General features: G+C 59.8%; 20 protein-coding genes, 1 tRNA gene and 1 other RNA gene. 7 read left to right on the plus strand and 15 right to left on the minus strand.

The features are described 5' to 3' along the window. Nucleotides 1-6 precede the first annotated feature (6 nt). From WYH_RS04170 to WYH_RS04190, 5 genes are all read right to left on the minus strand, one after another. Nucleotides 7-405 carry a hypothetical protein gene (locus tag WYH_RS04170; RefSeq protein WP_046902837.1) on the minus strand — a complete coding sequence of 133 codons (399 nt, stop codon included), beginning with the start codon at nt 403-405 and terminating at the stop codon, nt 7-9. Then, nucleotides 389-769, minus strand: coding sequence for a hypothetical protein (locus tag WYH_RS04175; protein ID WP_046902838.1), 381 nt, complete (start codon nt 767-769; stop codon nt 389-391). Before WYH_RS04175 ends, WYH_RS04170 begins: the two co-directional genes overlap by 17 nt. Then, on the minus strand, nt 766-3,417 hold the full coding sequence (locus WYH_RS04180; RefSeq protein ID WP_046902839.1) for an SMEK domain-containing protein: 2,652 nt from the start codon (nt 3,415-3,417) through the stop codon (nt 766-768). Before WYH_RS04180 ends, WYH_RS04175 begins: the two co-directional genes overlap by 4 nt. Nucleotides 3,418-3,569: 152 nt before the next feature. Then, a complete protein-coding gene (locus WYH_RS04185) occupies nt 3,570-3,800 on the minus strand; it encodes a conjugal transfer protein TraD (RefSeq protein ID WP_046902840.1) in 231 nt (76 codons plus the stop codon). A gap of 22 nt (nt 3,801-3,822) precedes the next feature. Beyond that, the gene (locus tag WYH_RS04190; RefSeq protein WP_046902841.1) at nt 3,823-4,128 is read right to left on the minus strand and encodes a conjugal transfer protein TraD; all 306 of its coding nucleotides are present in this window, start codon (nt 4,126-4,128) and stop codon (nt 3,823-3,825) included. 173 nt (nt 4,129-4,301) lie between these two features. Between WYH_RS04190 and WYH_RS17375 the strand changes: the two genes are divergently transcribed. From WYH_RS17375 to WYH_RS04205, 4 genes are read left to right on the plus strand one after another with little or no spacing between them, the layout of a single operon-like run. After that, nucleotides 4,302-4,775, plus strand: a complete 474-nt coding sequence (locus WYH_RS17375) for a MobA/MobL family protein (protein WP_425304762.1) — start codon at nt 4,302-4,304, stop codon at nt 4,773-4,775. Next, entirely contained in the window at nt 4,769-7,234 is a 2,466-nt protein-coding gene (gene traA, locus WYH_RS04195; protein WP_425304763.1) for a Ti-type conjugative transfer relaxase TraA, read from the plus strand. The genes WYH_RS17375 and traA overlap by 7 nt, the downstream gene beginning before the upstream one ends. Before the next feature lie 11 nt (nt 7,235-7,245). Then, complete coding sequence (locus WYH_RS04200; RefSeq protein ID WP_046902842.1) at nt 7,246-8,010, plus strand: DUF6118 family protein; 765 nt, start codon at nt 7,246-7,248, stop codon at nt 8,008-8,010. 37 nt (nt 8,011-8,047) lie between these two features. Beyond that, nucleotides 8,048-8,905, plus strand: a complete 858-nt coding sequence (locus WYH_RS04205) for a putative phage abortive infection protein (protein WP_046902843.1) — start codon at nt 8,048-8,050, stop codon at nt 8,903-8,905. Nucleotides 8,906-8,969: 64 nt separating this feature from the next. On the opposite strand, the gene WYH_RS04210 is transcribed toward WYH_RS04205, so the two are convergent. Further along, nucleotides 8,970-10,157, minus strand: coding sequence for a tyrosine-type recombinase/integrase (locus WYH_RS04210; protein ID WP_046902844.1), 1,188 nt, complete (start codon nt 10,155-10,157; stop codon nt 8,970-8,972). Between the two features lie 196 nt (nt 10,158-10,353). Continuing rightward, nucleotides 10,354-10,439 (minus strand) — tRNA-Tyr (locus WYH_RS04215). Between the two features lie 144 nt (nt 10,440-10,583). On the opposite strand from WYH_RS04215, the gene rlmB reads away from it, so the two are divergent. Both rlmB and WYH_RS04225 read left to right on the plus strand, forming a co-directional pair. Continuing rightward, nucleotides 10,584-11,384, plus strand: coding sequence for a 23S rRNA (guanosine(2251)-2'-O)-methyltransferase RlmB (gene rlmB / locus WYH_RS04220; RefSeq protein ID WP_046904795.1), 801 nt, complete (start codon nt 10,584-10,586; stop codon nt 11,382-11,384). Nucleotide 11,385: 1 nt separating this feature from the next. After that, on the plus strand, nt 11,386-12,276 hold the full coding sequence (locus WYH_RS04225) for a hypothetical protein (RefSeq protein WP_046904796.1): 891 nt from the start codon (nt 11,386-11,388) through the stop codon (nt 12,274-12,276). 88 nt (nt 12,277-12,364) lie between these two features. Here the strand turns inward: WYH_RS04225 and WYH_RS04230 are convergent, their stop codons facing one another. Continuing rightward, nucleotides 12,365-12,637 carry an HU family DNA-binding protein gene (locus WYH_RS04230; RefSeq protein WP_046902845.1) on the minus strand — a complete coding sequence of 91 codons (273 nt, stop codon included), beginning with the start codon at nt 12,635-12,637 and terminating at the stop codon, nt 12,365-12,367. Between the two features lie 263 nt (nt 12,638-12,900). Then, entirely contained in the window at nt 12,901-15,294 is a 2,394-nt protein-coding gene (gene lon, locus WYH_RS04235; RefSeq protein WP_046902846.1) for an endopeptidase La, read from the minus strand. Here lon and WYH_RS16770 point away from each other — a divergent pair. Continuing rightward, a complete protein-coding gene (locus WYH_RS16770; protein ID WP_156320064.1) occupies nt 15,293-15,451 on the plus strand; it encodes a hypothetical protein in 159 nt (52 codons plus the stop codon). The genes lon and WYH_RS16770 overlap by 2 nt on opposite strands. A gap of 106 nt (nt 15,452-15,557) precedes the next feature. On the opposite strand, the gene WYH_RS04240 is transcribed toward WYH_RS16770, so the two are convergent. From WYH_RS04240 to hrpB, 6 genes are all read right to left on the minus strand, one after another. Then, nucleotides 15,558-18,053, minus strand: coding sequence for a zinc-dependent metalloprotease (locus WYH_RS04240; RefSeq protein WP_169780705.1), 2,496 nt, complete (start codon nt 18,051-18,053; stop codon nt 15,558-15,560). Nucleotides 18,054-18,316: 263 nt separating this feature from the next. Then, complete coding sequence (locus tag WYH_RS04245; RefSeq protein WP_046902848.1) at nt 18,317-18,658, minus strand: YbaB/EbfC family nucleoid-associated protein; 342 nt, start codon at nt 18,656-18,658, stop codon at nt 18,317-18,319. Further along, the gene (locus WYH_RS04250; RefSeq protein WP_244877958.1) at nt 18,655-20,457 is read right to left on the minus strand and encodes a DNA polymerase III subunit gamma/tau; all 1,803 of its coding nucleotides are present in this window, start codon (nt 20,455-20,457) and stop codon (nt 18,655-18,657) included. The genes WYH_RS04245 and WYH_RS04250 overlap by 4 nt, the downstream gene beginning before the upstream one ends. Before the next feature lie 60 nt (nt 20,458-20,517). Then, nucleotides 20,518-20,612, minus strand: an RNA gene (gene ffs / locus WYH_RS16445) — signal recognition particle sRNA small type. Nucleotides 20,613-20,678: 66 nt separating this feature from the next. Continuing rightward, entirely contained in the window at nt 20,679-20,957 is a 279-nt protein-coding gene (locus WYH_RS04255; RefSeq protein ID WP_046904797.1) for an ETC complex I subunit, read from the minus strand. A 32-nt stretch (nt 20,958-20,989) separates the two neighbouring features. After that, nucleotides 20,990-23,443 (minus strand): ATP-dependent helicase HrpB, encoded by a 2,454-nt coding sequence (gene hrpB / locus WYH_RS04260; RefSeq protein ID WP_046904798.1) that lies wholly within the window; start codon nt 23,441-23,443, stop codon nt 20,990-20,992. Nucleotides 23,444-23,447 lie beyond the last annotated feature (4 nt).

Raw genomic sequence — 23,447 nt, forward strand, 5'->3', positions numbered from 1 at the left:
GCCATCTCACCAGTAATTCGAGTATGCGTTGATATGAAATTTATCTGACTCGATCTCGAATATCGATGTGCACATCATCATCTCTGGAAGATTATTTTCACTACTCAGCTGAGAGACGATCACTTTTTGACCATTGGCCACAGCTTCTTTCATTCTTGCGATGGTATCTGCGGTAAATTCATGACGCTCATCAAGGCCATCAATTTCGGCAGTCGAACTGAGGAGCGTGCCTTCTCGAATTCTAGAAGATAGCTCATAAAACATTTGGCTAAACAGCCCAGAGACAGGGCCGTCGGGGCTTACTCCCATCGCTTTAAAAAAATCCTCCTTCTCGATGTCACCTTCGGAAATATAGACGAAGGACGTCGACGAGCTATTCGAGACAAAATCAACCTTGATTTTCATTCGCGCCCTCCAAATCTCGGATACACTGCATTACATTTTCAAACTGGTTATCATCGTAATTTTTATCGAGTGCGCCGGATAGCCACGTGCAAAGGAAGATGTTTTCCTTCTCTAGCTCTTCTTCATCCAAGACGATCCCGTAACGGCCATCCAGGTAGTGTTCTAGGGTCCCGTATTCGACCGAATAGTACTGCTCAAACTCACGCTTCGCGTTGATTGCGTCTGAGAAAAGGCAGTTGAAAGCACCCTCAAAAAATTGGGCGCCAACGCTGCCAGGCTCAATCATCAACTTGCTCAAAAAATCGCGCCTATTCGGCTGCCACGATGTTGCCAGTACGAGCTCGATTTTCTCCCAGCTGCTCATGCCGCAACGCTCCAAATTTCTGCTGCGTTATCGACGATCACGGCTGAACGAGCATTTGCGAGATAATCGCGCTGAGTATGAAAATCGGTTTTGGCCACCAGCGACGCAAATCTGTTGCGGTTCGGTTCCAAGAACTCCCAATCAGCATAACCAGAGATTTGAGCCATGAACGTTAGCAAGCCCATGTCCTTTGGCGGGAAGTGCTCCTCTGCTCGTTCGAGGTAGCTCGACACGATCCTGCCTATCCTCCGTCGCCAGTCATTTTGCGAGTGCCAATGTCCGTCGGCGAAAATGATCGCGAAAAAGGCGCGACAACCGTCGTCGTCCAGAGCGTTGATATGATTGACGAGAATGTTGATGTTTAGAATTTCGGTCGGAATTCTCCTATGGAACAGGAATGCCGCAATAATTCGTACGTCGTGGGCGTTCTTTTGGGCGCTCAGAATATCTTTAACTCTGTCTTTGTCTGCGTCATTCTGCATCTCCGGACTTATCAACTCGATGTTGTTCGCGAAATGCTGAGTAAAGTCAGGCTGCGCCTCGCAGAGATGGACAAGGTCTACCTTATCGTGCTTCCGGGCAAGTATGTAGGTGTAGCGAAAAACCCCCTCTCGAACCTGCAGGTCTGCCAACTTGGCTAATATCGATTCAACTTCCTTGATATCTTGGTCCGCCAAATTGATCACGATATGGTGGGCCAAGATGAAATCGCGCAGCTCGTCATAGGTGAACGAAATGTTCTGCTGACCAGCAGTTGCAAGTGAGGGTTCAGGCAGCTCGCTGCGAAGAATAATATCGTCGGAGATCAGCCTTTCAATTATTGACGCCTCGGGCGGCTGGAAAGCGGACGTGTTTAAGCTGCTGAAGCTCTCCAACCGCAGCATTTCTGATACAACTTTATGAAGGACCGGGACGACCTGCGCCCTCAAGTGATCTTCAAATTCTCCGACCTTTCGAAGCAAGAAGCGTTCGAAGACGTCTCCCTTGTAGATCGTCGGGACGAAACGCTCTGTTGCACCTTCCTCGATTTCACAAAAAATACGCAGCAGAAGCAGGTCATTGCGTAAGAAGTCCGACGCTTCCTGGCCTAGGGTCAGGTCGATTTTGAAGTAGTCGAAATACGCATCAATTAGGCGATCCTTGTGCCTTTCTGACATCTCAGATCGGAGATTCTTCACATGGAATACCTGATCTGAGAAGTCTTGTTGAAGGATCGACGCATACCGTTGATCGAAAAACTCGCTTCGACATGTGATGATCGCTTTGATGTGATCATACTGTGCGACAGCGCTCAAAAAATCATTGATTTGCTGAGAAAACCCCGTGAAGTCAGAGACTTCATTTATGCCGTCAACCACAATGATGAACGGCATTCCGTTCTCTCTAGCAACCTCATCGAACAGCTTGAGAAGCCCATGCAAATTCTGAACATCCGGAGCGTACCGATTGTTGGCAATGAATTCGAAAATTCGCGCTGGGCCCTGGCAACCATTCAATTCACGCGCTGGGATGAAGATCGAAGGAATCTGAAACTTGCGAAACATATTTTCGACTAGGTCACAGACGAAGTTGGTTTTTCCCTGACCTGCCATCCCTGTGAGAAGGAGTATCTTCTTTCGGCCCAAATTGATGAGCTCCAAAATGTCGTCCAACCGACGATTGAAGCCATATGCGCGGCTCTCTACCGGATACCTCCAGATCCGGCTAAAAGCATCAGCATCCTCGGTAGGTTCATACCTCTCCGCGGAACCGCGATCCATGCTCATTGGAGCGATCTTGGATCTCAATGCTTGCAGCGCTTCTGCCTGGCTTGAAAGTGCTTCGGCCAGTTGATCCAAGTTTGCTGGATCAGAGGCAAGAGTTGCTAAATCAGGCGATCCATCGATTGGCTTTTGCTTGGCGAGACGAAGGAGGTCGTTCAACTCAGTCAGCTTCAGCTGCGAAATTCGTTCCCTAATTTTTCTATGGAAAAAGAGCGGATGAGCGAAGAACCTCACCTGCTCCTTAGCAGAACTCGTTTCTATGAAAATCGATGGAATATATTTCTTCGATTTCTTTTCAAATTCGATCTTCGCCTGAGCAACGGTCAAGAAGTTTTCCAGCTCTTTGCGGAATGCCAGGCTGGCGTCCTGTTTCGCAAATTCGTTGGTCAGGATTTCGGCAACTGACTTAATCTTCTCGCTGTCCAGCGCTCCTAATCGTGCAGCAAGGTCCCGATAGTCAATTATGTGGTTGTCAGGTTTAAACGCTATGGGAAGTTCAGCAATTTGCTCTTTCAACTTTCTTGAGCTGTAAGTGCTTTGCTTTTCGGTAAGAACGAGCACGTAAACCGTGTTGAACCGGTCATCCAGCTTATGCTCCTCGAACAGCTTGAGCGTCTTTGCCACCTTCGTGCTAGATGCGTCGGAAGTCACCTGGATCGAGATCTTTGAGGCTTCACATCCTAGGTCGACTGCCGGGAAATTATATGAAACAGCGTTCTGGTTCTTTAACTCAGGACAATCATACAAGATCGATAGTATCGGGACGAAAAAATCTTCAGCAATCCGATTGATGTCGAACAGGCCCGCTGCATTTTTCACCTTTATCTCATGGCTCAGCCTAGCGAGCAGGCTCGTTGACTTCGCTAAATTGTCCTCGCGGTTCATGGAAAAATCGAACTCTCGAACGGATTGATGACGTTGGTCATTACTGATGCAGACATGCCAAATGCACAAGGTGCTGCGTCGTTGCTAGCCAAGCATCTCCACAATCGAAGCAGGTGTTGATCTCTAAGCAATATGCCCAACTGCTAGCTCGTTCATTCGCGATTTTGGACCTGCTCAAAAGCCCTCTTCCCCTTGCGCCGGAACAGCACCAGCGCCTGCGCGCCATCCGGCCCGCGCAGCTTGGCGGCAACAGTGAGGAATGCACCGTAAAGCGCGGCGCGGTCATCGTCGGTTAGTTCGACCAGATCGGCCTTGGCGACCAGGCCGCCCAGCTCGATTAGTTGCCGCGTCCGTTCGCGTCGTTTCACCTGCCATTCACGCATGTCGGTTCGTGCCTTTGCCGCTTCAAGCCGATGCCGCGTCGCCGTCGCGCGGAAGAGTGCCTTCCGGCTGCCGGCGAGGTCCGCTCGCAGTTTCTCGTGACTTGCCCTGAAAGAAGGCCGCGCCACGCTTGCGCCAGCCCTCCCCGGTTGCTTTGTCAGTGTTAGCCGCAGCATCGAGCAGCGCACCAGCCAGGACTTCGACATCGAGCGCGTCGGCACCCGTTGCCGTGACCAGCGCGCCGAGATCGCGCACGCGGCGTTCCTTCAACTGCTTTGCCTTGTTGGCAAGGGCCTTCAGTTCCGAATTAAAATCGCGGGGTTTGCGCATGTGTTGTCTCCATCGTTGGTGTGATGGAGTGATGATAATCGTGGTCGTAATCCAATGCAGTAAGGTCGCCGGGACAGTATGAAACCGCCTAGTCCCGATCAGGATTTTATCATGAGAGGGCGCGCTTATACGTCGTGCCGACGTGGCGTTTGGAGTGTAACTGGATTGCCGACATGGCAATCTTTCACTTCAGCGCAAAGGTAATCGGACGGTCGAGCGGACGCAGTGCCGTAGCGGCGGCGGCCTATCGTGCTGGTGAGCGGCTGCACGATGAACGCATCGACCGCGATCATGATTTCACCAACAAGGCAGGCGTCTTTCATTCCGAAGTGATATTGCCCAAAGGCGCGCCCGAGGCCTTCACCGACCGGGCCACTTTGTGGAACGCGGTCGAAGCTGCGGAGAAGCGCAAGGATGCGCAGCTTGCCCGCGAGGTCGAGTTTGCCCTGCCCCGCGAGCTGTCGAAGAAGGACAACGTCAGGCTGGCGCGCGAGTTCGTGAAGGCCGAGTTCGTCGGCGCTGGTCCGTTTGGGGGCATGATCGCCGATCTCAATGTCCATTGGGATATCGGCGAAGACGAGATCTCAATGTCCATTGGGATATCGGCGAAGACGGCAAGGCGAAGCCACATGCCCACGTCATGTTGACGATGCGAGAGGTCACCAAGGATGGCTTTGGCGCAAAGGTCCGCGACTGGAACAAGACCGCGCTGATCGAGCAATGGCGCGAGCGCTGGGCCAACCACGTCAACCGCGCACTAGCGGAACGCGACATCGATGCGCGGATCGATCACCGCAGCCTGGAAGCGCAGGGCATTGCGCTGGAACCGCAGGACAAGATCGGTCCCGCAGCCTCGCGCATTGGCGGGCGCGGGCTGGAAGCCGAGCGGATCGAGGAACACCGCGCGATTGCCCAGCGCAATGGCGAGCGGATCATCGCCAATCCCGCACTGGCATTGGATGCGATCACGCACCAGCAGGCCACATTCACCAAGCGCGACCTTGCTGCGTTTGTTCATCGGCACAGCGACGGCAAAGAACAGTTTGACGCGGCCTACAATGCGGTCCGGGCATCGCCCGATCTGATTGCTTTGGGCAAGGATGGACGCGGGCAGGAACGCTTCACTTCGCGCGCAATGATCGAGACCGAGCAGCGCCTGCATCGCGCCGCAGACATGACGAAGCAGCGCACCAATCACGCGGTCAATGATGTGCAGCGGAACGCCGCATTCAACAGCGCGGCCAAGCGCGGCCTGGTCCTGTCCGGCGAGCAGAAATCCGCGTTCGAGCATGTTACCAACAGCAAAGGTCTAGCGGTTGTCGTTGGCTACGCCGGAACCGGCAAGAGCGCGATGCTGGGCGTGGCACGCGAGGCATGGGAAAGTGCAGGCTATAAGGTGCGCGGCGCGGCGCTTTCCGGCATCGCCGCCGAGGGGCTGGAAAACGGCTCCGGCATCGCATCGCGAACCATCGCCAGCCTTGAGCATCAATGGTGCAAGGGTCGCGAACAACTGACTACCAAGGACGTGCTTGTCATCGACGAAGCAGGCATGGTCGGCACGCGCCAGATGGAGCGCGTGCTGTCCCATGCCGCCAAGGTCGGTGCAAAACTTGTCCTGATTGGCGACCAGCAGCAGCTTCAGGCCATCGAGGCAGGCGCGGCATTCCGGGCAATCCACGAACGCCACGGCGGCGTCGAGATCAGCGAGGTTCGCCGCCAGCTCTCGGCTTGGCAGCAGGATGCGACCAGGCATCTCGCAACGGGCCGCACCGGCGAAGCGATCCGCACCTATGAAGATCGCGGAAAGGTTCATGCCGCCGACACGCGCGAGGTCGCGCGGACAGAGCTGATCGAGCGCTGGGATCGGGAGCGGCAGACCAACCCCGACGACAGCCGGATCATCCTTACCCACACCAATTACGAGGTGCGCGAGCTGAACCAGATGGCGCGCGAGAAGATGCGCGCGGCTGGCACACTGGGGACGGATGCCACGATCAAGGCGGCGCGCGGTGAGCGGCAGTTTGCATCGGGCGACCGTATCATCTTCCTGCGCAACGAGCGCGGCCTTGGGGTCAAGAACGGAACACTGGGCACGGTCGCTATGGCCAGCGCGCAAAGCATGGCGGTGCGCACCGACGATGGCCGCGAAGTCGCCTTCGACACCAAGGACTATGCCCACATCGATCACGGCTATGCTGCCACGATCCACAAAGCGCAGGGCATCACCGTGGACCGCACGCATGTGCTCGCCACTCCGGGCATGGACAGCCATTCCGCCTATGTCGCCATGTCACGCCATCGCGACGGGCTGGCGCTGCACTATGGGCGCGATGACTTTGCCGACCAGTCAAAAATCGTCCGCACGCTAAGCCGCGAGCGCGAGAAGGACATGGCGGGCGACTACAAGCCCGAACAGGCTTTCGCTGAACTGCGCGGCATCAGCTTCCGCGAGCGGGTCATTGAGATGGTTCGGCAGGTGCCGGAACGCGCCAAGTCGATCTTCGGAAACTTCCGTCCGCAGGCCCGCCAGCTTGAGCCAATCCCGGCGCACACAAACACGCAGAACGACAAGCGCCGCGCGGTCGAACGCTATGCCCGCGCGCTCGGCGATATCGGGAGACTGCAGACCCAGGGCTTGCCCGTTCTTCCGCACCAGAAGGACGCGCTGGAGAAGGCAGGGAAGGCGCTCGACGCGATCCGGCCCCATGCCGCCACCGATCTCGCCAAGGCGCTGGAGCGGCGTCCTGAGTTGATCGCAGAGGCCGCTGGCGGGCGCAGCCAGCAGGCCATGCGCTCCATGCAGCACGAAGCCGCCGTCCGCACCGATCCGGCGCTGCGATCCGAGCGCTTTGTCAGCGACTGGCAGGGGCTGAGCGCGGCGCGAAAGCAGCTTGAGCAGCAAGGCGATCGAGCAGGGGCTGCCCGCGTGTCGGTAAAGCTGACCGAGCTGGCGAAGGGGCTTGAACGCGATCCGCAGGTCGAAGGCCTGCTGCGCGGCAAAACCCGGGAACTCGGCATCGATCCGAAGCCCGAACGCAGCATCGCCAATGAACTCACCGCAACCATCACCCGCGAGCGCACCCGCGCTTTCGACATGGGCATCTAGGAGAAAGAACAATGGACGACGATCACATCGAAGAAGTGCAGTTGGACCTCGAAGTCGAGGAACCGCCCGCCCCGCAGCCGAAATTGGAAATGGAAGCGGCGGAAGCGTCCGATCCGGCAACGGAAGCCTTCGCTCGCCTCGAAGGCGAAATGGCAATGGTGCGCCATACCGTCCAGAACATGGCCAGGGAACGAGCCGACATCGTGATCCCGGACTACACCGCCACGCTCGGGCAGATGGCCGATCAGCTGGCACAGGTCTCCAAGACGCTGACCGCAATCGGCAGCAAGCCTGCCATCGAGCTGACCCCGCAAGACATCGCAGTTCAGATCAAGCGCGCCTCGCACGACATGCTACGCGACAGCAGCGACTTGTTCCGGCACGGGCGCAAAGACCTGGACCTTGCGACCGGTCGGCTCGCCGCAATTGTCGGTCGGGTCCGCACCGAGGACGAGCAGAAACGCCAGACCTGGCGCTTTGCAGCCATGGGGCTGGCTGTTGGTATCCTGCTATGCTCGATCCTGCCCGGCACCATCGCGCGCGCCATGCCCGAAAGCTGGCATTGGCCCGAACGAATGGCTCGCAAAGCTGTTGGTGAACCGACCATCGTCGAAGCCGGAATACGGTTAATCCGGACTCAGAATCCAGAGGCTTGGGAGGATCTGGCAGCGGCGCAACGCTTACTCAGTGAGAACCGCGAAGCATTGGAGCGCTGTAACGAGCGAGCGAAGAAGAGAGAAAGTCAGGTCAGTTGCCCCTTGAAGGTATCTCCCTAGCCACGGCAAACTCACGATGATCGCCAGGCTAGCGTGAATGAACCAATGGACTTATCCTCTCATGCGGAAGGGAACAGGAATGCAAAGATTGTTGATTGCCGCAGGGGGGATCGCGTTTTTCCTTTTGGGCGTATTTGCCTGGATTGGGGCGTTCAACAAGGATGCATTCATCGAGCGCGGACCTTGGGGGGACTTTTTTGGCGGTGTAGCCAACCCGATCCTGACATTCTTCACTTTTGTCTGCGTGCTGGGTACGCTCTATCTTCAGCACAAAGAGCTAGGTCTTAGCCGCACAGAACTTGCGCGCTCAGCTGAAGCACTTGAGAGACAGAACGCCAGTACAGCAGAGCAGAAGAAGCAAAACATCTTCTTCCAAATGCTTTCGCTGCACAACCAGTTAATTGAGTCGATCGATCTCCATCACGCTCAAAACAAAACGTTGATCGCCAAGGGACGCGACTGCTTTAGCCGATTTTACACAAGACTGTCGGACAACTACAAAAAGGAGATCGCTAAAGGCATGTACTCCGACGAGGAGTGTATTCGCCGTGCCTACCACACATTTTGGAATAAGCACCAACTCGAGTTAGGCCACTACTTCAGATTCCTGTTTCGAATGGTCATCTTCACCGACAAAGAATTTTCGAATGACGACTACTACATGGGAATCCTGCGAGCGCAGATTTCGGATCAAGAGCTCTTGCTTCTCTTTTATAATGCACTGACTCCTCAGGGCGCAGCCTTCAAGCCGTTAATTGAGCGATGGGCGCTGTTTGACAATCTCCCGGCGATGCGCCTTCTGAGTCACAGCGACGAACATAAAGTGCTGTTTGCTCAAACCGCTTACTCGACAGAGCAGGCATATCAATTTCGTTGCGAAGAGCCGAGCGCGTGATCAGTGCCACCTTTGCTGTATTTGGCCCCAGCGCGTTTTAAGCGCGCGTGACATCTTGATTGCTCTACGAAGCGGCAACACCCGAGCAATATTCTCCCCAAGCTTCCATCAGTTTCACCCGCGCGCCCGGATTATCTGGGGTGCCGAGATATGTCGTACGGCGATAGGCAGCCTGCACCGCATCAGGCGTCTTGTGCGCCAGTGCCGCTTCGACAACCGCATTGGGGAAGCCTTCGTTCGCAGCCCAGTCGGTAAAGCTGGAGCGGAAACCGTGGACGTGGAACGGCTCCTGCATATCGCGCATGACCTTGAGCAGGGTCATGTTGGACATCGCCTTGCCGGTCATGCCGGGGAAAACCACTTCGGCTCCCTCCATCTGCATGGCTTCTGCCTTCGCAAGGACCGCCATCGCCGCTTCTGACAGCGGCACGATGTGCGCCCTGCTGCGTTTCATATGCTCGGCTGGGATTGTCCAGAGGCGCTGGTCCAGATCGAATTCGTCCCACTTCGCGAGCCTCACTTCCTGCGAGCGAACGCCAGTCAGAATAAGAAGGTCGAGCGCGAGACGCGAGTAGGACGGCTTGCGCCGCAACGCTGTAAGAAATGATGGGACGGCGACGTATGGCATCGCCTTGCGGTTTGACGGTTTCTTGATCTGTCGCGGCAGCCCTCGCCCCGCTTTCAGGCTGCTGTTGCCCGATGGAGCTTCGGTGGAGCGCCAGCCCTTGGCGTGGGAGTAGTCGAGCACGGCACAAATCCGGTTGCGAACCTGGCGGGCTGTTTCGGGGATTTCCTGCCAGATCGGCGTGAGGACGGAAATAATGTCAGCAGCGGTGATTCCGCCAGTCGTCATGTCGCCCAGCTTCGGGAAAGCGTAGTTCTCCAGACTCGCGAGCCATTGCCGCCCGTAGACATCGCTTTTCCAACCCGCCTCGTTCTCGGAGTGATATTGGGTGGCAGCTTCGCGGAAGGTGACCTTGGCAGCTTCTTCGTCCTTCCGCTCGGTCAGCACGTCTCGTTTCTCGACCTTCACTGCCTTGCGGAGTTCGGCGGCCCTCGCGCGCGCCTCGGCCAGCGTCACCAGCTTTGCGCTGCCCAGACCAATGTCCTGTCGTTTGCCATCGCGCTGGAGTCGCAGGAGCCAAGAAGCCGCACCAGTTTTTCCAACTTTCAGGAAAAGTCCGTCTCCGTCCTGATAGGTGCCCGGAATCGCCAAAGCGGCCTTGACCGCCACTGCTGTAAGTTTGCCCATTCTCGTTCCCCACATTTCTGGAGGCCAATTGAGAGAGCCGCAGTGTGGGGAAGCCTACACCCTTCCCCACACCTTCCCCACACTCACTGCCGGTTGCAGACAATTAACAGCGAACAGGGGCGGCCATCGGAAGGCAGAATACCCTTGGTTTTCTGCGATTTCTAGGGCTTTTCGGGGATGTTCTGAGAAAGGGCGGTGGTGGACAGGGCTGGATTCGAACCAGCGTACGCTTGCGCGGGCAGATTTACAGTCTGCTGCCTTTAACCACTCGGCCACCTGTCCACCGTCTGAGCCGGTGAGCGGTAAGAACCCGCCATTTCGAGAGCCCGCATAACGGGCCGTCCGGCCGAGTGGGCGGCTCAATGGCGAAGCGATGCTTGCGTGTCAATGGGGGTGCTGGCAGGAGGCCACGAAACAAGGAGCATCATGGCCAAACGCGGTGACAAGAAAGCCCTGCGCGGACGCGCGGGACGCATGCAAGGTGGACGGGGATCCGGCCGTGCCACACAGGGCAATGTGCGCCTGTGGGGCCGGCACGCGGTGGAAGCCGCACTGAAGAACCCGGCGCGAATCCACAGGAAATTATGGGCCACGCGGGAAGGAATCGCCTCGCTTGACGGCGAATTGCCGGCGGATTTTCCCGTTGAATATGCCGATGTGGCAGATCTCGCCCGCCTGGTGGCGCGCGATGCGCCGCATCAGGGCCTGGTTCTCGAATGCGAGCCTTTGGCCGATCTTCATCTCGGCGATGTTCTCGATGGCGATCCCGATCGTCCGATCGTCGTCCTCGATCAGGTCACCGATCCGCATAATGTCGGGGCCATCCTGCGTTCCGCAGCCGCATTCAATGCCGCCGCGATTGTCACGCAGGACCGCCATGCCCCTCCCGAAGGCGGCGTGATCGCCAAATCAGCATCTGGCGCGCTGGAAATCGTCCCCTGGATCCGCGTGGTCAATCTGGCCCGTGCGCTGGAGGAGATGGCCGAGGCGGGTTACTGGCGGCTTGGTCTGGCCGGCGAAGCCGAGGCAAGTTTTGCCGAAGCCCTGCCCGCAGGCCCGATCGCGCTGGTTCTGGGCGCAGAGGGTGAAGGGATGCGCCACAATATCGCCGCCCATTGCGACGCGCTGGCCCGCCTGCCCATTGGCGATGCGATGGAAAGCCTGAACGTATCCAACGCCGCCGCCATCGCGCTTTATGCCGCGGCTACTCGCAAGGATGGCCAATGAAATGAGCGTTTTCACGCGCTGGAAAGCATGGTCCGCTGCGGCACTGGCAATGATGGGGGCGCTGGCCCTCACCGCCTGCATGGTCACGCCAGGCAGGTTCGACGCCACGCTGGACCTTCGGCGCGACGGACGATTCTCCTTCGACTATAATGGGGAGATCTACATACTCGCACTCAGCAATCTGACCGAAATGGCGGAGCGGGCCGAATCGGAAAGTGCCGCATTCGAGCCCGATACGTGCTGGGACGAAGACACGTATGAAGAGCGCGAATGCACGGAAGAAGAAATCGCTGAACAGCGCGAAACCTGGGAATCCTGGCAAGAATCCAGGCTAGCCGAAAAGAAGCAGGAGGCGGAGGCGATGCAGACCATGCTTGGCGGCATCGATCCCTCCGACCCGGAAGCTGCCGAAGAACTGGCAGCCATGCTTCGGCGCCAGAAGGGCTGGAACAAGGTGGAATATCGCGGCGACGGTTTGTTCGACGTGGAATTTTCGATTTCCAGCCGCATGGGGCACGATTTCGCCTTTCCGACCTTTGAACATTTTCCCATCTCCAACAGCTTTGTCAGCGCCAATCTGCGCCAGGGCGATATCGTCCGGGTCGAAGCACCCGGTTTCGCCGCACAGGGCGGCAGCAATCCGATGGCGGGGATGATGGCCGGGATGGCAGGCATGTTTGCCGGCATGTCTGATGAAGCGGCCCAGGATGGCGAAACGCCGCCCGATATGCCCGTGATCGAAGGCGCGTTCCGCATCCTGACCGATGGAGACATCCTGGCCAATAACACGGATGAAGGCCCGCAGGCGGGCGAGAACGGGCAGGAACTTGCCTGGAACATCAACACCAGAACCACAACCGCGCCGATGGCGCTGATCCGGATCGGTCAATAACCGGCCAAAAAACAAGGGCCGCCCCAATGAAGGGGCGGCCCTAGTAACGCTGGACCGCTCAAGGGCGGCCCGCGCTATCGAAACATGTTCAGTTCACAGCATCCTTCAAGCCCTTGCCGGCCTTGAATTTCGGCTGGGTCGATGCCTTGATCGTCATCGGCTCGCCGGTACGCGGATTGCGCCCCGTGGAAGCCTTCCGCTTGGCAACGGAAAACGTTCCGAAGCCAACGAGACGCACTTCATCACCTTTCGAGAGCGCGGCAGTGATCGTATCAAACACGCTTTCAACCGCCTTGGTCGCATCATTGCGGGTAAGGCCGCTGGTGTCCGCTACGGCACCGATCAGTTCATTCTTGTTCATTTCCGCAAAACCCCCTCGATTGTCTTGTATGGAATATGTCGATTGAATCGCTCTGCGATGGCCTGAAATTGAGCGAGTTTTCCGGCACCTGTCAAAGGCAATCCCGCGAAATTGCGAGGATTTGTGAAAAACGGCGCGGGTTTTGCGGCGAATCGACAAGGCTCTGCACGAACGCGCCGACACGGCGAGGAATCGGCGCGTTTGCACCAGCCCGAGTCGCTGCGCCGCAACACGGGGTCTGAAAGGCCCGGAAGGGCAACCGCTTAATGCGCGGTAGTGCCCTGCCCGCCAGGAGCGACCGGGGGAGCCGGCTGGCTCGCAATGTCATCCGCTTCGGTCCATTCGATCGGCGTGGTCGGCGCGGTCAGCGCATGGCGCAGCACCTCGTCCACATGGCCGACGGGTATCACTTCCATCCCTTCCTTCACATTGTCGGGGATCTCGGCGAGGTCCTTCACATTCTCCTCCGGAATGAGGACGGTCTTGATCCCGCCCCGCAACGCCGCCAGCAGCTTTTCCTTCAGCCCGCCGATCGGCAGCACCCGCCCGCGCAAGGTGACTTCGCCGGTCATGGCGATGTCCGGCCGCACGGGAATGCCGGTCAGCGTGGAAACGATGGATGTGACCATGCCGATACCGGCAGAGGGGCCATCCTTCGGCACCGCGCCTTCGGGCAGGTGGATGTGGATGTTCTTGCGCTGGAAGATCGAAGGCTTCACGCCATAGGCAGGTGCCCGCGCCTTCACGAAGCTGAACGCGGTCTGGATCGACTCGTTCATCACTTCGCCCAGCTTGCCGGTTGACTTGATCTCGCCCTTGCCCGGCGTGGTAACGCTTTCGATCGTCAGCAGCTGGCCGCCGACTTCCGTCCAGGCAAGGCCCGTGACGGCACCGACCTGCGCCTCTTCCTCGCTCATGTCGAAGCGGTATTTCCGCACACCGGCAAACTCGCCCAGATTATCGGGCGTGATGGTGATGCTGGTCGCTTTCTTTTCGAGGATCTTGCGCAAGCTCTTGCGGGCCAGGCGCGCAATCTCGCGCTCCAGCGTACGCACACCGGCTTCACGGGTGTAATAACGGATCAGGTCGCGCAAGCCCGCCTCGGTCAGTTCGAACTCGCCCTTCTTGAGCCCATGAGCCTCGATCTGCTTGTCGATCAGGTGGCGCTGCGCGATCTCGACCTTTTCGTCCTCCGTATAGCCTTCCAGCCGGATGATCTCCATTCGGTCGAGAAGCGGTTGCGGCAGGTCGAGGCTGTTCGCCGTGCAGACGAACATGATGTCCGACAGGTCGATATCCAGTTCCAGGTAATGATCCTGGAACTTCGCATTCTGTTCCGGATCCAGCACTTCCAGCAGCGCCGATGCCGGATCGCCGCGGAAATCCTTGCCCAGCTTGTCGATCTCGTCGAGCAGGAACAGCGGATTGCTGGCCCCGGCCTTCTTGAGATTGGTGACGATCTTGCCCGGCAGGGAGCCGATATAAGTCCGGCGGTGACCGCGGATTTCCGCCTCGTCACGCACGCCGCCCAGCGACTGGCGGATGAATTCGCGCCCGGTCGCCTTGGCGATGGACTTGCCCAGGCTGGTCTTGCCGACACCCGGAGGGCCGACGAGGCACAGGATCGGCCCCTTCAGCTTGTTGGTGCGCGCCTGGACGGCCAGATATTCGATGATCCGGTCCTTCACCTTGTCCAGCGCATAGTGATCCTGGTCCAGGATCTCCTGCGCCTTGGCGATGTCCTTCTTCAGACGGCTCTTCTTGCCCCAGGGCAGGCCCAGCAGGATGTCGAGATAATTGCGCACCACGGTCGCTTCCGCGCTCATGGGTTGCATGGTCTTGAGCTTCTTCAGTTCGGCATTGGCCTTGGCCTTGGCTTCCTTGGAAAGCTTCAGGCTGTCGATCTTCTGCTGCAATTCGGCGACTTCATTACCGTCTTCGCCGTCATTGCCGCCCAGTTCCGACTGGATCGCCTTGAGCTGCTCGTTCAGATAATATTCGCGCTGGGTCTTCTCCATCTGCCGCTTCACGCGGCCGCGGATCTTGCGTTCCACCTGCAGGACGGAAAGTTCGCCCTCCATCACGGAGAAAACCATTTCAAGGCGCTTCACCGGGTCGGTTTCGCCCAGCAATTGCTGCTTCGTCGCCACCTTCGCGGAAAGCGCGGCGGCTATGGCATCGGCAAGCCGGCCGGCATCGTCGATCTCGCCCAGCTCATCCTCGATATCTTCGGGCAGCTTCTTGTTATGCTTGGCATAATCGGAAAACTGGTCGAGCGCGGAACGCATCATGGCGGAGGCTTCATTGCCCGTGACCGGCTGTTCTTCGATCAGCTCGGTCCCCGCGACAACATATTCGCCCTGTTCGGTGAGTTTCTGGATCCTGGCGCGGCTTTGCCCTTCCACCAGCACGCGAACGGTGCCGTCAGGGAGTTTCAGCAATTGCAGCACCTGCGCCACGACGCCGACATCATAGAGATCATCGCGCGCCGGATCGTCGCAACCCGGATCGAGCTGGGCCAGCAGGAAGATATCCTTGTCGCCTTCCATCGCAGCTTCGAGAGCGGCCACGGACTTGTCCCGCCCGACGAAGAGCGGAACGACCATGCCCGGGAACACCACGATGTCGCGCAGGGGCAGAAGGGGGAATTCAGTCATGAAAAATCAAACCCGTAAATTCGTGCGGCAATCATTCGGCCGCTTCTGTCTTGCCCCGAATATGGGGACGCTTCCCGAAGGCTGCAATGCGGGAACGGGGGAAGCTGTGGATGCCGCCCAGACGCACCGCCACGGGACACTTATCTGGCAATTCTGACAGAGACCCGGCCAATCGGGAACCTTCCGGCCTTTGCGCAACAGAAGAAAGGGCAGGACACGCTGCCGCGCCCTGCCCTTTCGTCATTCCGTTCCGGCAGCGCCGATCAGAGCGGGGGCCCCGGAGGAGCGGGGAAGCGCGAACGCGGTTCCTTGCCCCAGACCGGCATGATCCGTTCGGGCGCTTCGGGATCTTCCAGATAGCGTTCGATCTGCCGCGCGGATTCGCGATAGAATGCGGAAGTGAGCGGATCGGAGGATGTTCGTGAGTTCAGATCCTCTGCCAGCCGACCCAACTGATCGAGCACGTAATAGCGCGCATCCGCAGCCGTATCCTCGTCCGCGCCGAGCTTCATCATGGATAGCATGGCGACGTTCTGGACCACGCGCAGCAGGGCACGATCCTGCGCCGAACCGGATGGATTCACCTTCCAGCTATTGGCCAGCACCGCATCGACCATTTCCGGGAAGGTCAGCGTATCGGGCTGACGCACGGCCAGCGCGATCATGCGAGAGGCGCGATCGCCATCAAAAAGCGGTTCGAGAACCTGCGCGGCAAGAATACGCGCAGCGCGCAACTGATCGAAGACGGCATCATCGGACATGTCTTCATTATTCTCGCCCGGGCTTGGCGCAAGCTGGGCCAGCAGCGATTCCGGCATGGCCAGATGTCCCGGCTCCAGCACATCCAGCAACAGGCCAAGGATTTCGCGCTGTTCTTCCGCCGGGATGAATTCGGTGGGCGGCAGGCCGGTTTCCTTGCCCTTCACGACGATGTTCTGGAACTGGCCGCCGATATAACGCAGCCCGTATTCTATCGCATACTGCTCGTGCAGATAGATCATCCACAGGCGCAGATCGCGCATGGCGCCATAGGGCTCGCCCTTCTTGAGCATGCCGGGGCCATAGCTTGCCAGGGCCACGTCGCGGACTGCGCCCATATTGCGCAATTCCTCCGCCGGATTCAGCCCGTCGACATACCAGGCATAACGCGGATCGCTGCCCAGCGTGAACATCACGCCCTGGCTGCGCATTTCGGCGATGACCGCGTCCAGTCCGGCCTCTTCCTGCCCTTCAGCAAAGGGCGTGTAAGCATAGCGGACCATGAAACTGTCGTAGTCGCCGATAGAAGTCATGAAGGCTTCGCTGAGATCCAGCTTGCCATCCTTCACCCGCACGCGCGGCACGGGATATTCCATGACGCTGGAACGGTCATTCATATTGGCGTTCCAATTGTGGCCGAAGCCCAGCGTATGGCCCAGTTCGTGCGCGCTCAGCACGGCCTGGCGCAACAGGGACATATCCCTTTGTCCCTTGGGCATGGAATCGAAGGCTTCCTGGCTCAACAGCAGGCTGGGATCGACCACGGTGATCCCGCCACCATCTTCCGGCAACGCCCCGCTATAGGCATCGTAATAATTGGCGACGGTCCGGACGCGATAGGCGTCCATATGGGTCTTGGAACCCAGTACTTCGCCCGTGCGCGGATCGATGAAGGCCCCGCTGGAGGAAAAGCCGCGCTGGTCGCGCTGGATCCACAGCACATAGGCATAGCGGATATCCATCGGATCCATATCGGCCGGCGCATCGCGCGCTTCGATCGCATTGATGAAGCCGGCCTTTGCAAAGGCCTTGTTCCACCACAACAGCCCTTCCTTCATCGCCTTGCGCAGCGGATCGGGCATGGCCGGATCGAAATAATAGACAATCGGTTCCACCGGCTCGCTCATCGCGGCGGTGGGATCCTTCTTTTCCAGACGCCAGCGCCGGACCCATTCCGTCACCGGGGATTCGTCGATCGGCCGGGAGAAATCCTTGAACTCCACCCCGCCCACGCCGATCCGCGGATCCGCTGCGCGCGGTTGATATCCGGTCGGTGCCTTCAGAAAGGAATGGTGCACCCGGATGGTGAAAATATCCGGCGCCGGCATGACTTCCGACACTGCCACGCCCGGAGCAGCGGAGGTGAAGCTGGCCACCGTCTCGATCTCGGTATTTTCGGGGAAGGCCTTCATGCGCTTCGGGTAGAATGCGCTTTTTGCCGGATCGAATTTGAAATCGCCCTGGCCGCTTCGCTTCAACCGGCGCGTGACATATCCGGCATCACGCATGAAAAGCGGCGTTCCGTCAACCACGACCCTGCCGCCGGAATCGGAAACGACCGGCAGCACGGCGAGCACGGATGTGGGGAAGGAATCCTTCACATTCTGCTTCAGCGCCTCGCTGCCATCCAGCGCGCGATAATCGGTATTGATCTGGTTCACGATCACCTGATCGCCAGACCGTTCGAAATGGATTACCGCGGTATAGATGACCCCGCGGTCAAATCCGGCCTGGACCGAACCCGGATTGGTCGCCGCGGAAACATAATAGAGGATATCCTCATCAAAGGCGGGAACCTCGATCAGGACCTTGCCATCGGCCGCATCCCAATAGAACGGGACATAGCCTTCAGTCTTTTCGAGCTGTGAAATCGGCGTCGCCGCGGCGGGAGCCGGCGTGCCGAAGGCCAGGGTTAGCGAAGCGGAACCCGCCAGCAAAACCGATCGGAGGAGTGGCAGCCCGGCCTTGGGCCGAGCGCCCGGTTTCGCTTGTCGTCTCATTCGCATTGCCCCGTCCTGTGTCATCTGGAACCACCCGGCGCAGCGATCCACGAAGACCTGCGGCCGGGGTCCGCCCTTTCGGGCCGACAGGGCATTATAGGGTTTTGGCGGCGGGGCTTTCCGTCAAAGATTGCGCCGCGTCAGCCGCGCAGTGATGACAAATGATACAGACGGCGCGCTTCACACAAGAATAATGCCACGCGCTGATCCGGGCCGGCCGATGCGGAAGGGGCCCGCGCCCATTCCGCACACAGCCGGAAACTTCAGCCGAAGCCGGGGAAATTGAAACCGGGCGGCAGGCCCATCCCGGACTGGACCTTCTGCATCTCCTCGTTCGCGGCATTGTCCGCCTTCTGCCGCGCATCGTTGAAAGCAGCGGCGACGAGGTCTTCCAGCATACCCTTTTCTTCAGGCGCGATCAGGCTGTCATCAATGGAAACGCCAAGGATGCGGCCCTTGGCGCTGCAGCGGATCTTCACCAGCCCGCCGCCGGAAACGCCTTCCACCTCGATCGAATCGAGCTTGGCCTGCGCCTCGTTCATCTGCTTCTGGATCGTCTCTGCAGCCTGCTGCGCAGCCTGCATCATTTCTTCCATGGACTTCATGCTCTTCTACTCCAATTGCGGTCCCCACGCGGCGCTTCGTCCTCTTCGACGAATTCAGCGCCCGGGAAAGCGGCCAGCGCCGCCTCCACCAGTGGGGATTTGCGAATACGGTCCGCCTCGGCCTGCCGGGCGGCATCTTCCTGCTCGCGCAGCGACGGCGCGCCTTCGCCTTCGCCACGTTCGACCTGCCAGCGCTGGCCCGTCACTTCGTATAAAGCGTCGCGAATGCCCGATACCGGGTCTTCGGCAAGGCCGGGCCTGAGGGAGAAGATCAGCCTTCCGGGTGCAAGCTCGATCACACGGATCCAGTCCCGCATGGTACTGGCAACGAGCAGGCGCCCGGCCTGATCCACACGATCGCACAATTCGCGCCAGTCCATGCGCGGGCCCTGTGCGACGGGCGCCGCCCCACCTTCGCCAGTGGCCGCAGGGGCAGAGGCCACGCCATTTGCGGCGATGTCCTGCAATTGTTTCGCCAGGCGGCCCGGATCCGGCATGTCGGCGGCATGAAGCACCCGCAGCAGCGCCATTTGCGCGGCAACCAGCGGATCGGGCGCGCTTCTGACCTCGTCATGCCCTTTCAGCAGCAATTGCCACAGGCGATGAACCTGCCCGGCGCTGAGCCTTCCGGCCCATTCCTCGACTGCTTGCCGCTCTTCCTCAGTCACCGATTCCGACGGGGAATTGCTGACCTGGGTGATGGCAATACGGTGAGTAAGTTCCATCATGCCGCGCAGAAGGGCCAGCGGTTCGACACCCAGCGAATATTGCCGGTCCACATCCGCCAGCATCGCCTGGGGATCGCCGTTCAGCAGCGCATCGAACAGCCGCCTCTGCGCGCTCTTGTCCGCCAGGCCAAGCATGTCGCGCACCCGATCCGCCGTGACCAGCGCCTTCTCATCGCTGCCGGTTTCCAGATCGGCATGGGCAATCGCCTGGTCGAGAATCGAAAGCCCGTCACGCACCGAACCTTCCGCCGCTGCGGCGACCATGGCCAATGCCTCGTCCTGGGCATCCACCCTTTCCTTGCGGCAGATACCGGCGAAATGCTCCTTCAGCATCGGCGTCGGGATCCGGCGGAGATCGAAACGCTGGGTCCGGCTGAGCACCGTGACCGGCAATTTATCCACTTCGGTGGTCGCGAAAAGGAACTTCACATGGGCCGGAGGTTCTTCCAGCGTTTTCAGCAAGGCATTGAAAGCATTGCGTGAAAGCATGTGAACTTCGTCGATAATATAAATCTTGTAGCGTGCCGAAACGGCGGAATAGCGCACCGCCTCGATGATTTCGCGCACATCGTCCACGCCGGTATGGCTGGCCGCGTCCATCTCGATCACATCGATATGGCGGCCTTCGGCAATGGCCCGGCACGGTTCGCACACGCCGCAAGGATCGATGGTGGGGCCGCCCTGCCCGTCGGGGCCGACGCAATTGAGCGCCTTGGCGATCAACCGCGCGGTGGAGGTCTTCCCCACCCCGCGAACGCCGGTCATCAGGAAGGCATGGGCCAGCCGGTCCCGCTGGATCGCGTGGGCCAGCGTGGTGACCATCGCATCCTGGCCAATCAGTTCGGAAAATGTCTGCGGCCGGTATTTGCGAGCCAGCACGCGATAAGGCTGCGCCGCATCCGTAGGGGGTGCATCCATCTGCGGCTGCTCCGAAACCGGTGCCGGCGTCGGTGCCGGTACCGGCGGCTGCGGGGCATCGCCGAACATGGCGGACTGGCCGGCCGCCTCCAGCTCTGCCGCACTCGGCTGTTCTTCCTCACCCTCGTCCCAGGGCGGGGTTTCGCCGGACATATCGCCTGAATCACTCATCGCCGGTGAAACTAGGCAAGGCTGCGCTGAATGTCATGGAGAGAAAAAGGAGCCGAGCGACCCGCTGCCATCTACCTTGGCTGCTTCCTTCCGGACCTGACCAGGTGAGCAGACGCGAACGTCCACCCGACTCCCGGCCGCGCATATGGCGGGACAGAACCGGAATTGCAACCATTGCGGCGCGTGGGCCGCCCACAAATTCTTCAACGGAAATTGTCGGCGTAAGCCTGGATCTTCAGCCGCTTCGGCGGGGTTTCATGAACCAGTGCGGAAATGCCGTATTTCCCGGCATAGGCCAGCGCCGCTTCCTTGGTCGGAAATTTCAGCTGCACCTGCTGCCTTGTATCGCCGCTACCGGCCCACCCCATCAGGGGATCGGCCTTCTTGGCTTCGGCGGGCACGAAATCGAGCACCCATTGATCGGTGAGCGCCTTGCCCGATTGCATGGCGTTTTTCGGTCGTTTGTAAATGCGTGCCTGCATGGTCGATGCTTTCGTTCGGATCGTGCGGAAAATCAAGAGTTCTGAAAGGCGTTTTTCGTTTTCAGGCTGGGCTTTTCCGCCCATGGCTCTTCCGGCCAGCGATGCTTGGGATAGCGTCCCTTCATCTCCTTGCGCACATCTGCCCAGCTTCCCCGCCAGAATCCCGGCAGGTCGCGCGTCGCCTGTATCGGCCGCCCGGCCGGGCTGGTCAGTTTCAGCAGCAGAGGCGTTTCGCCGATCATCGGATGGCGTTCCAATCCGAAAAGGGCCTGCACCCGCACTTCCACGCTGGGCGCTTCGGGGCCGGAATAATCGATTGCGTGGTGCGTGCCGGCAGGGCTTGCGAATTCGCGCGGGGCGATGCGGTCAAGCTGTTGCCGGGCATCCCAGTCCATCAGGCCAAGGAGGGCATCCGCCACCCTGCCCCGCGGCAGGTCCAGATCGCGGCGCCCGCCCAGCAGCGGCACGAGCCATAGGTCGGCATTTTCGGCCAGCTTTTCCGGCGAGAATGCTTCGATCCCGGCGAATCTGGCCCGTGCGACCAGTTCTTTCGGCAGGATATCACCGGGATTTTCCAGAGCCTTTTCCACAAGCAGAGAGGTAATCGCGTCCTGATCCGGATCGGGGTCCGGCCCGCTGGCCAGAATTATTGCACCGAGCCGCCGCTCTTGCCTTGCCTCCACGCGCTGCCCGGTCCAGCGCAGCACCGATCGGCGTTCGATCCGGTCGGCCAGCCATTCCTCTATATGCCGCGTCTCCAGCGGCAGGGCGGCGGTGATGCGGGCACTTTGCGCGCGCCCCTGCGCATCGCCGATGGCCAGCCATTCAGCGGAAGCAAGCGGCGATGCGGGATCGAGCGAATAGCCGCGCCCGCCAGCCGAGATCCAGTTCTCTCCCGACGGGTCCCGGCGACGCGCAAGATTATCCGGCAGGGCCAGAGCAAGGAGGATGCCGAGGGGTGCGGTTTGCGCACGTCCATCGACGGGCTCAGGACGAGCGGATTTTTGCCCTTTGGCACTTTCCCGCTCGCCCTGAGCCTGTTGCAGGGCCCGCGCCTTGCCCGCCCAACCTTGCGCCAGCTTGCGCGATGCCTCCGCCCGTCTGGAACGATCACCTTCCCAGCGCTGCAACCGTTGAGCCAGATCCTCTCCGCGTCCGCCCAGCCCCCTTTCCTGCAACAGCAGGGCCAGCTTTGCCGCCTGATCCGCCGCGCCGTGTTCAGCACCGAACAGCAACATGGCCGCCTGCCACGGCGCCATTGGCAGGGAGGCGATCCGGCGACCAATGCCAGTGATGCGCCCTTCCTCATCCAGCGCCCCAAGCTTTTCCAGCCTTTCACGCGCGGCGGAGATGGCCGCTTGCGGTGGCGAATCGAGCCAGGGCAGGCTCGCCGGATCCGCCACACCCCATTGGGCGAGCGACAGGACAAGCGGCGCAAGATCGCTGGTGAGCATTTCCGGCGGATCGAACCGTTCCCGTCCGGAATGGGCCGCTTCTTCCCACAGGCGATAGGCAACGCCCGGCCCCTGCCGTGCCGCACGCCCCGCACGCTGCGCTGCTGACGCCTGGCTGGACCGCCTTGTGACAAGATGGGTGACGCCTGCCGCCAGATCGAATTCCGCCCGCCGCGAAAGGCCAGAATCGACAACTATCGACACACCCTCAAGCGTGATTGAGGTTTCTGCGATAGCGGTCGCCAGGACGATTCGGCGCCTGCCATCGGGATCGCGCCGGATTGCCGCCCGCTGGGCCTGCGGTTCCACCTGCCCATGCAGCGGCAGGATCGGCACGCCGGGCAATTTTTCGGACAGTCTTTCCTGCAAACGGGTGATTTCACCCACGCCGGGAAGGAAGGCGAGCAGATCCCCTTCTTCCTGTCGCCATGCGGTGAGCACGGCACTGGCCATTGCATCTTCAATCCGCAGTTCCGGGCGGCTGCCAAGCCATTCAAGCCGCAAGGGCCAGGCCTTGCCTCCGCTTTCCAGGACCGGCGCATCATCGCCCAGCAGCCCGGCGAACCGTGCCCCGTCGATCGTTGCCGACATCACCAATATGCGCAGATCATCACGAAGCACGCCCTGCGATTCGAGCGCGAGAGCAAGGCCGAGATCGGAATCGAGATGCCGTTCATGCGCTTCGTCGAACAGCACGGCGGATACGCCGTCCAGTTCCTGGTCCTGCAGGATCCGATTGACGAAGATCGCCTCTGTCACGACCAGGATTCGCGTGGCGGCGGATTGGCGGCTGTCGAGCCGGGTCAGATAGCCGACCCGATGGCCCACCTTCTCCCCCAGCAATTCGGCAATCCGTTCAGCAGCGGCGCGGGCCGCCACACGGCGCGGGCTGAGCAGTATGATCTGGCCGCTGCACCAGCCCTGATCCAGAAGGGCAGGCGCGACCGCGGTGGTCTTGCCCGCACCCGGCGGCGCGATCAGCACGGCGGAATTACGCGTTTCCAGCGCATTCAGCAGGTCCGGCAGGATCATCTTG

The organism is Croceibacterium atlanticum (genome assembly GCF_001008165.2).
In the GTDB taxonomy this organism is placed as follows: domain Bacteria; phylum Pseudomonadota; class Alphaproteobacteria; order Sphingomonadales; family Sphingomonadaceae; genus Croceibacterium_C; species Croceibacterium_C atlanticum.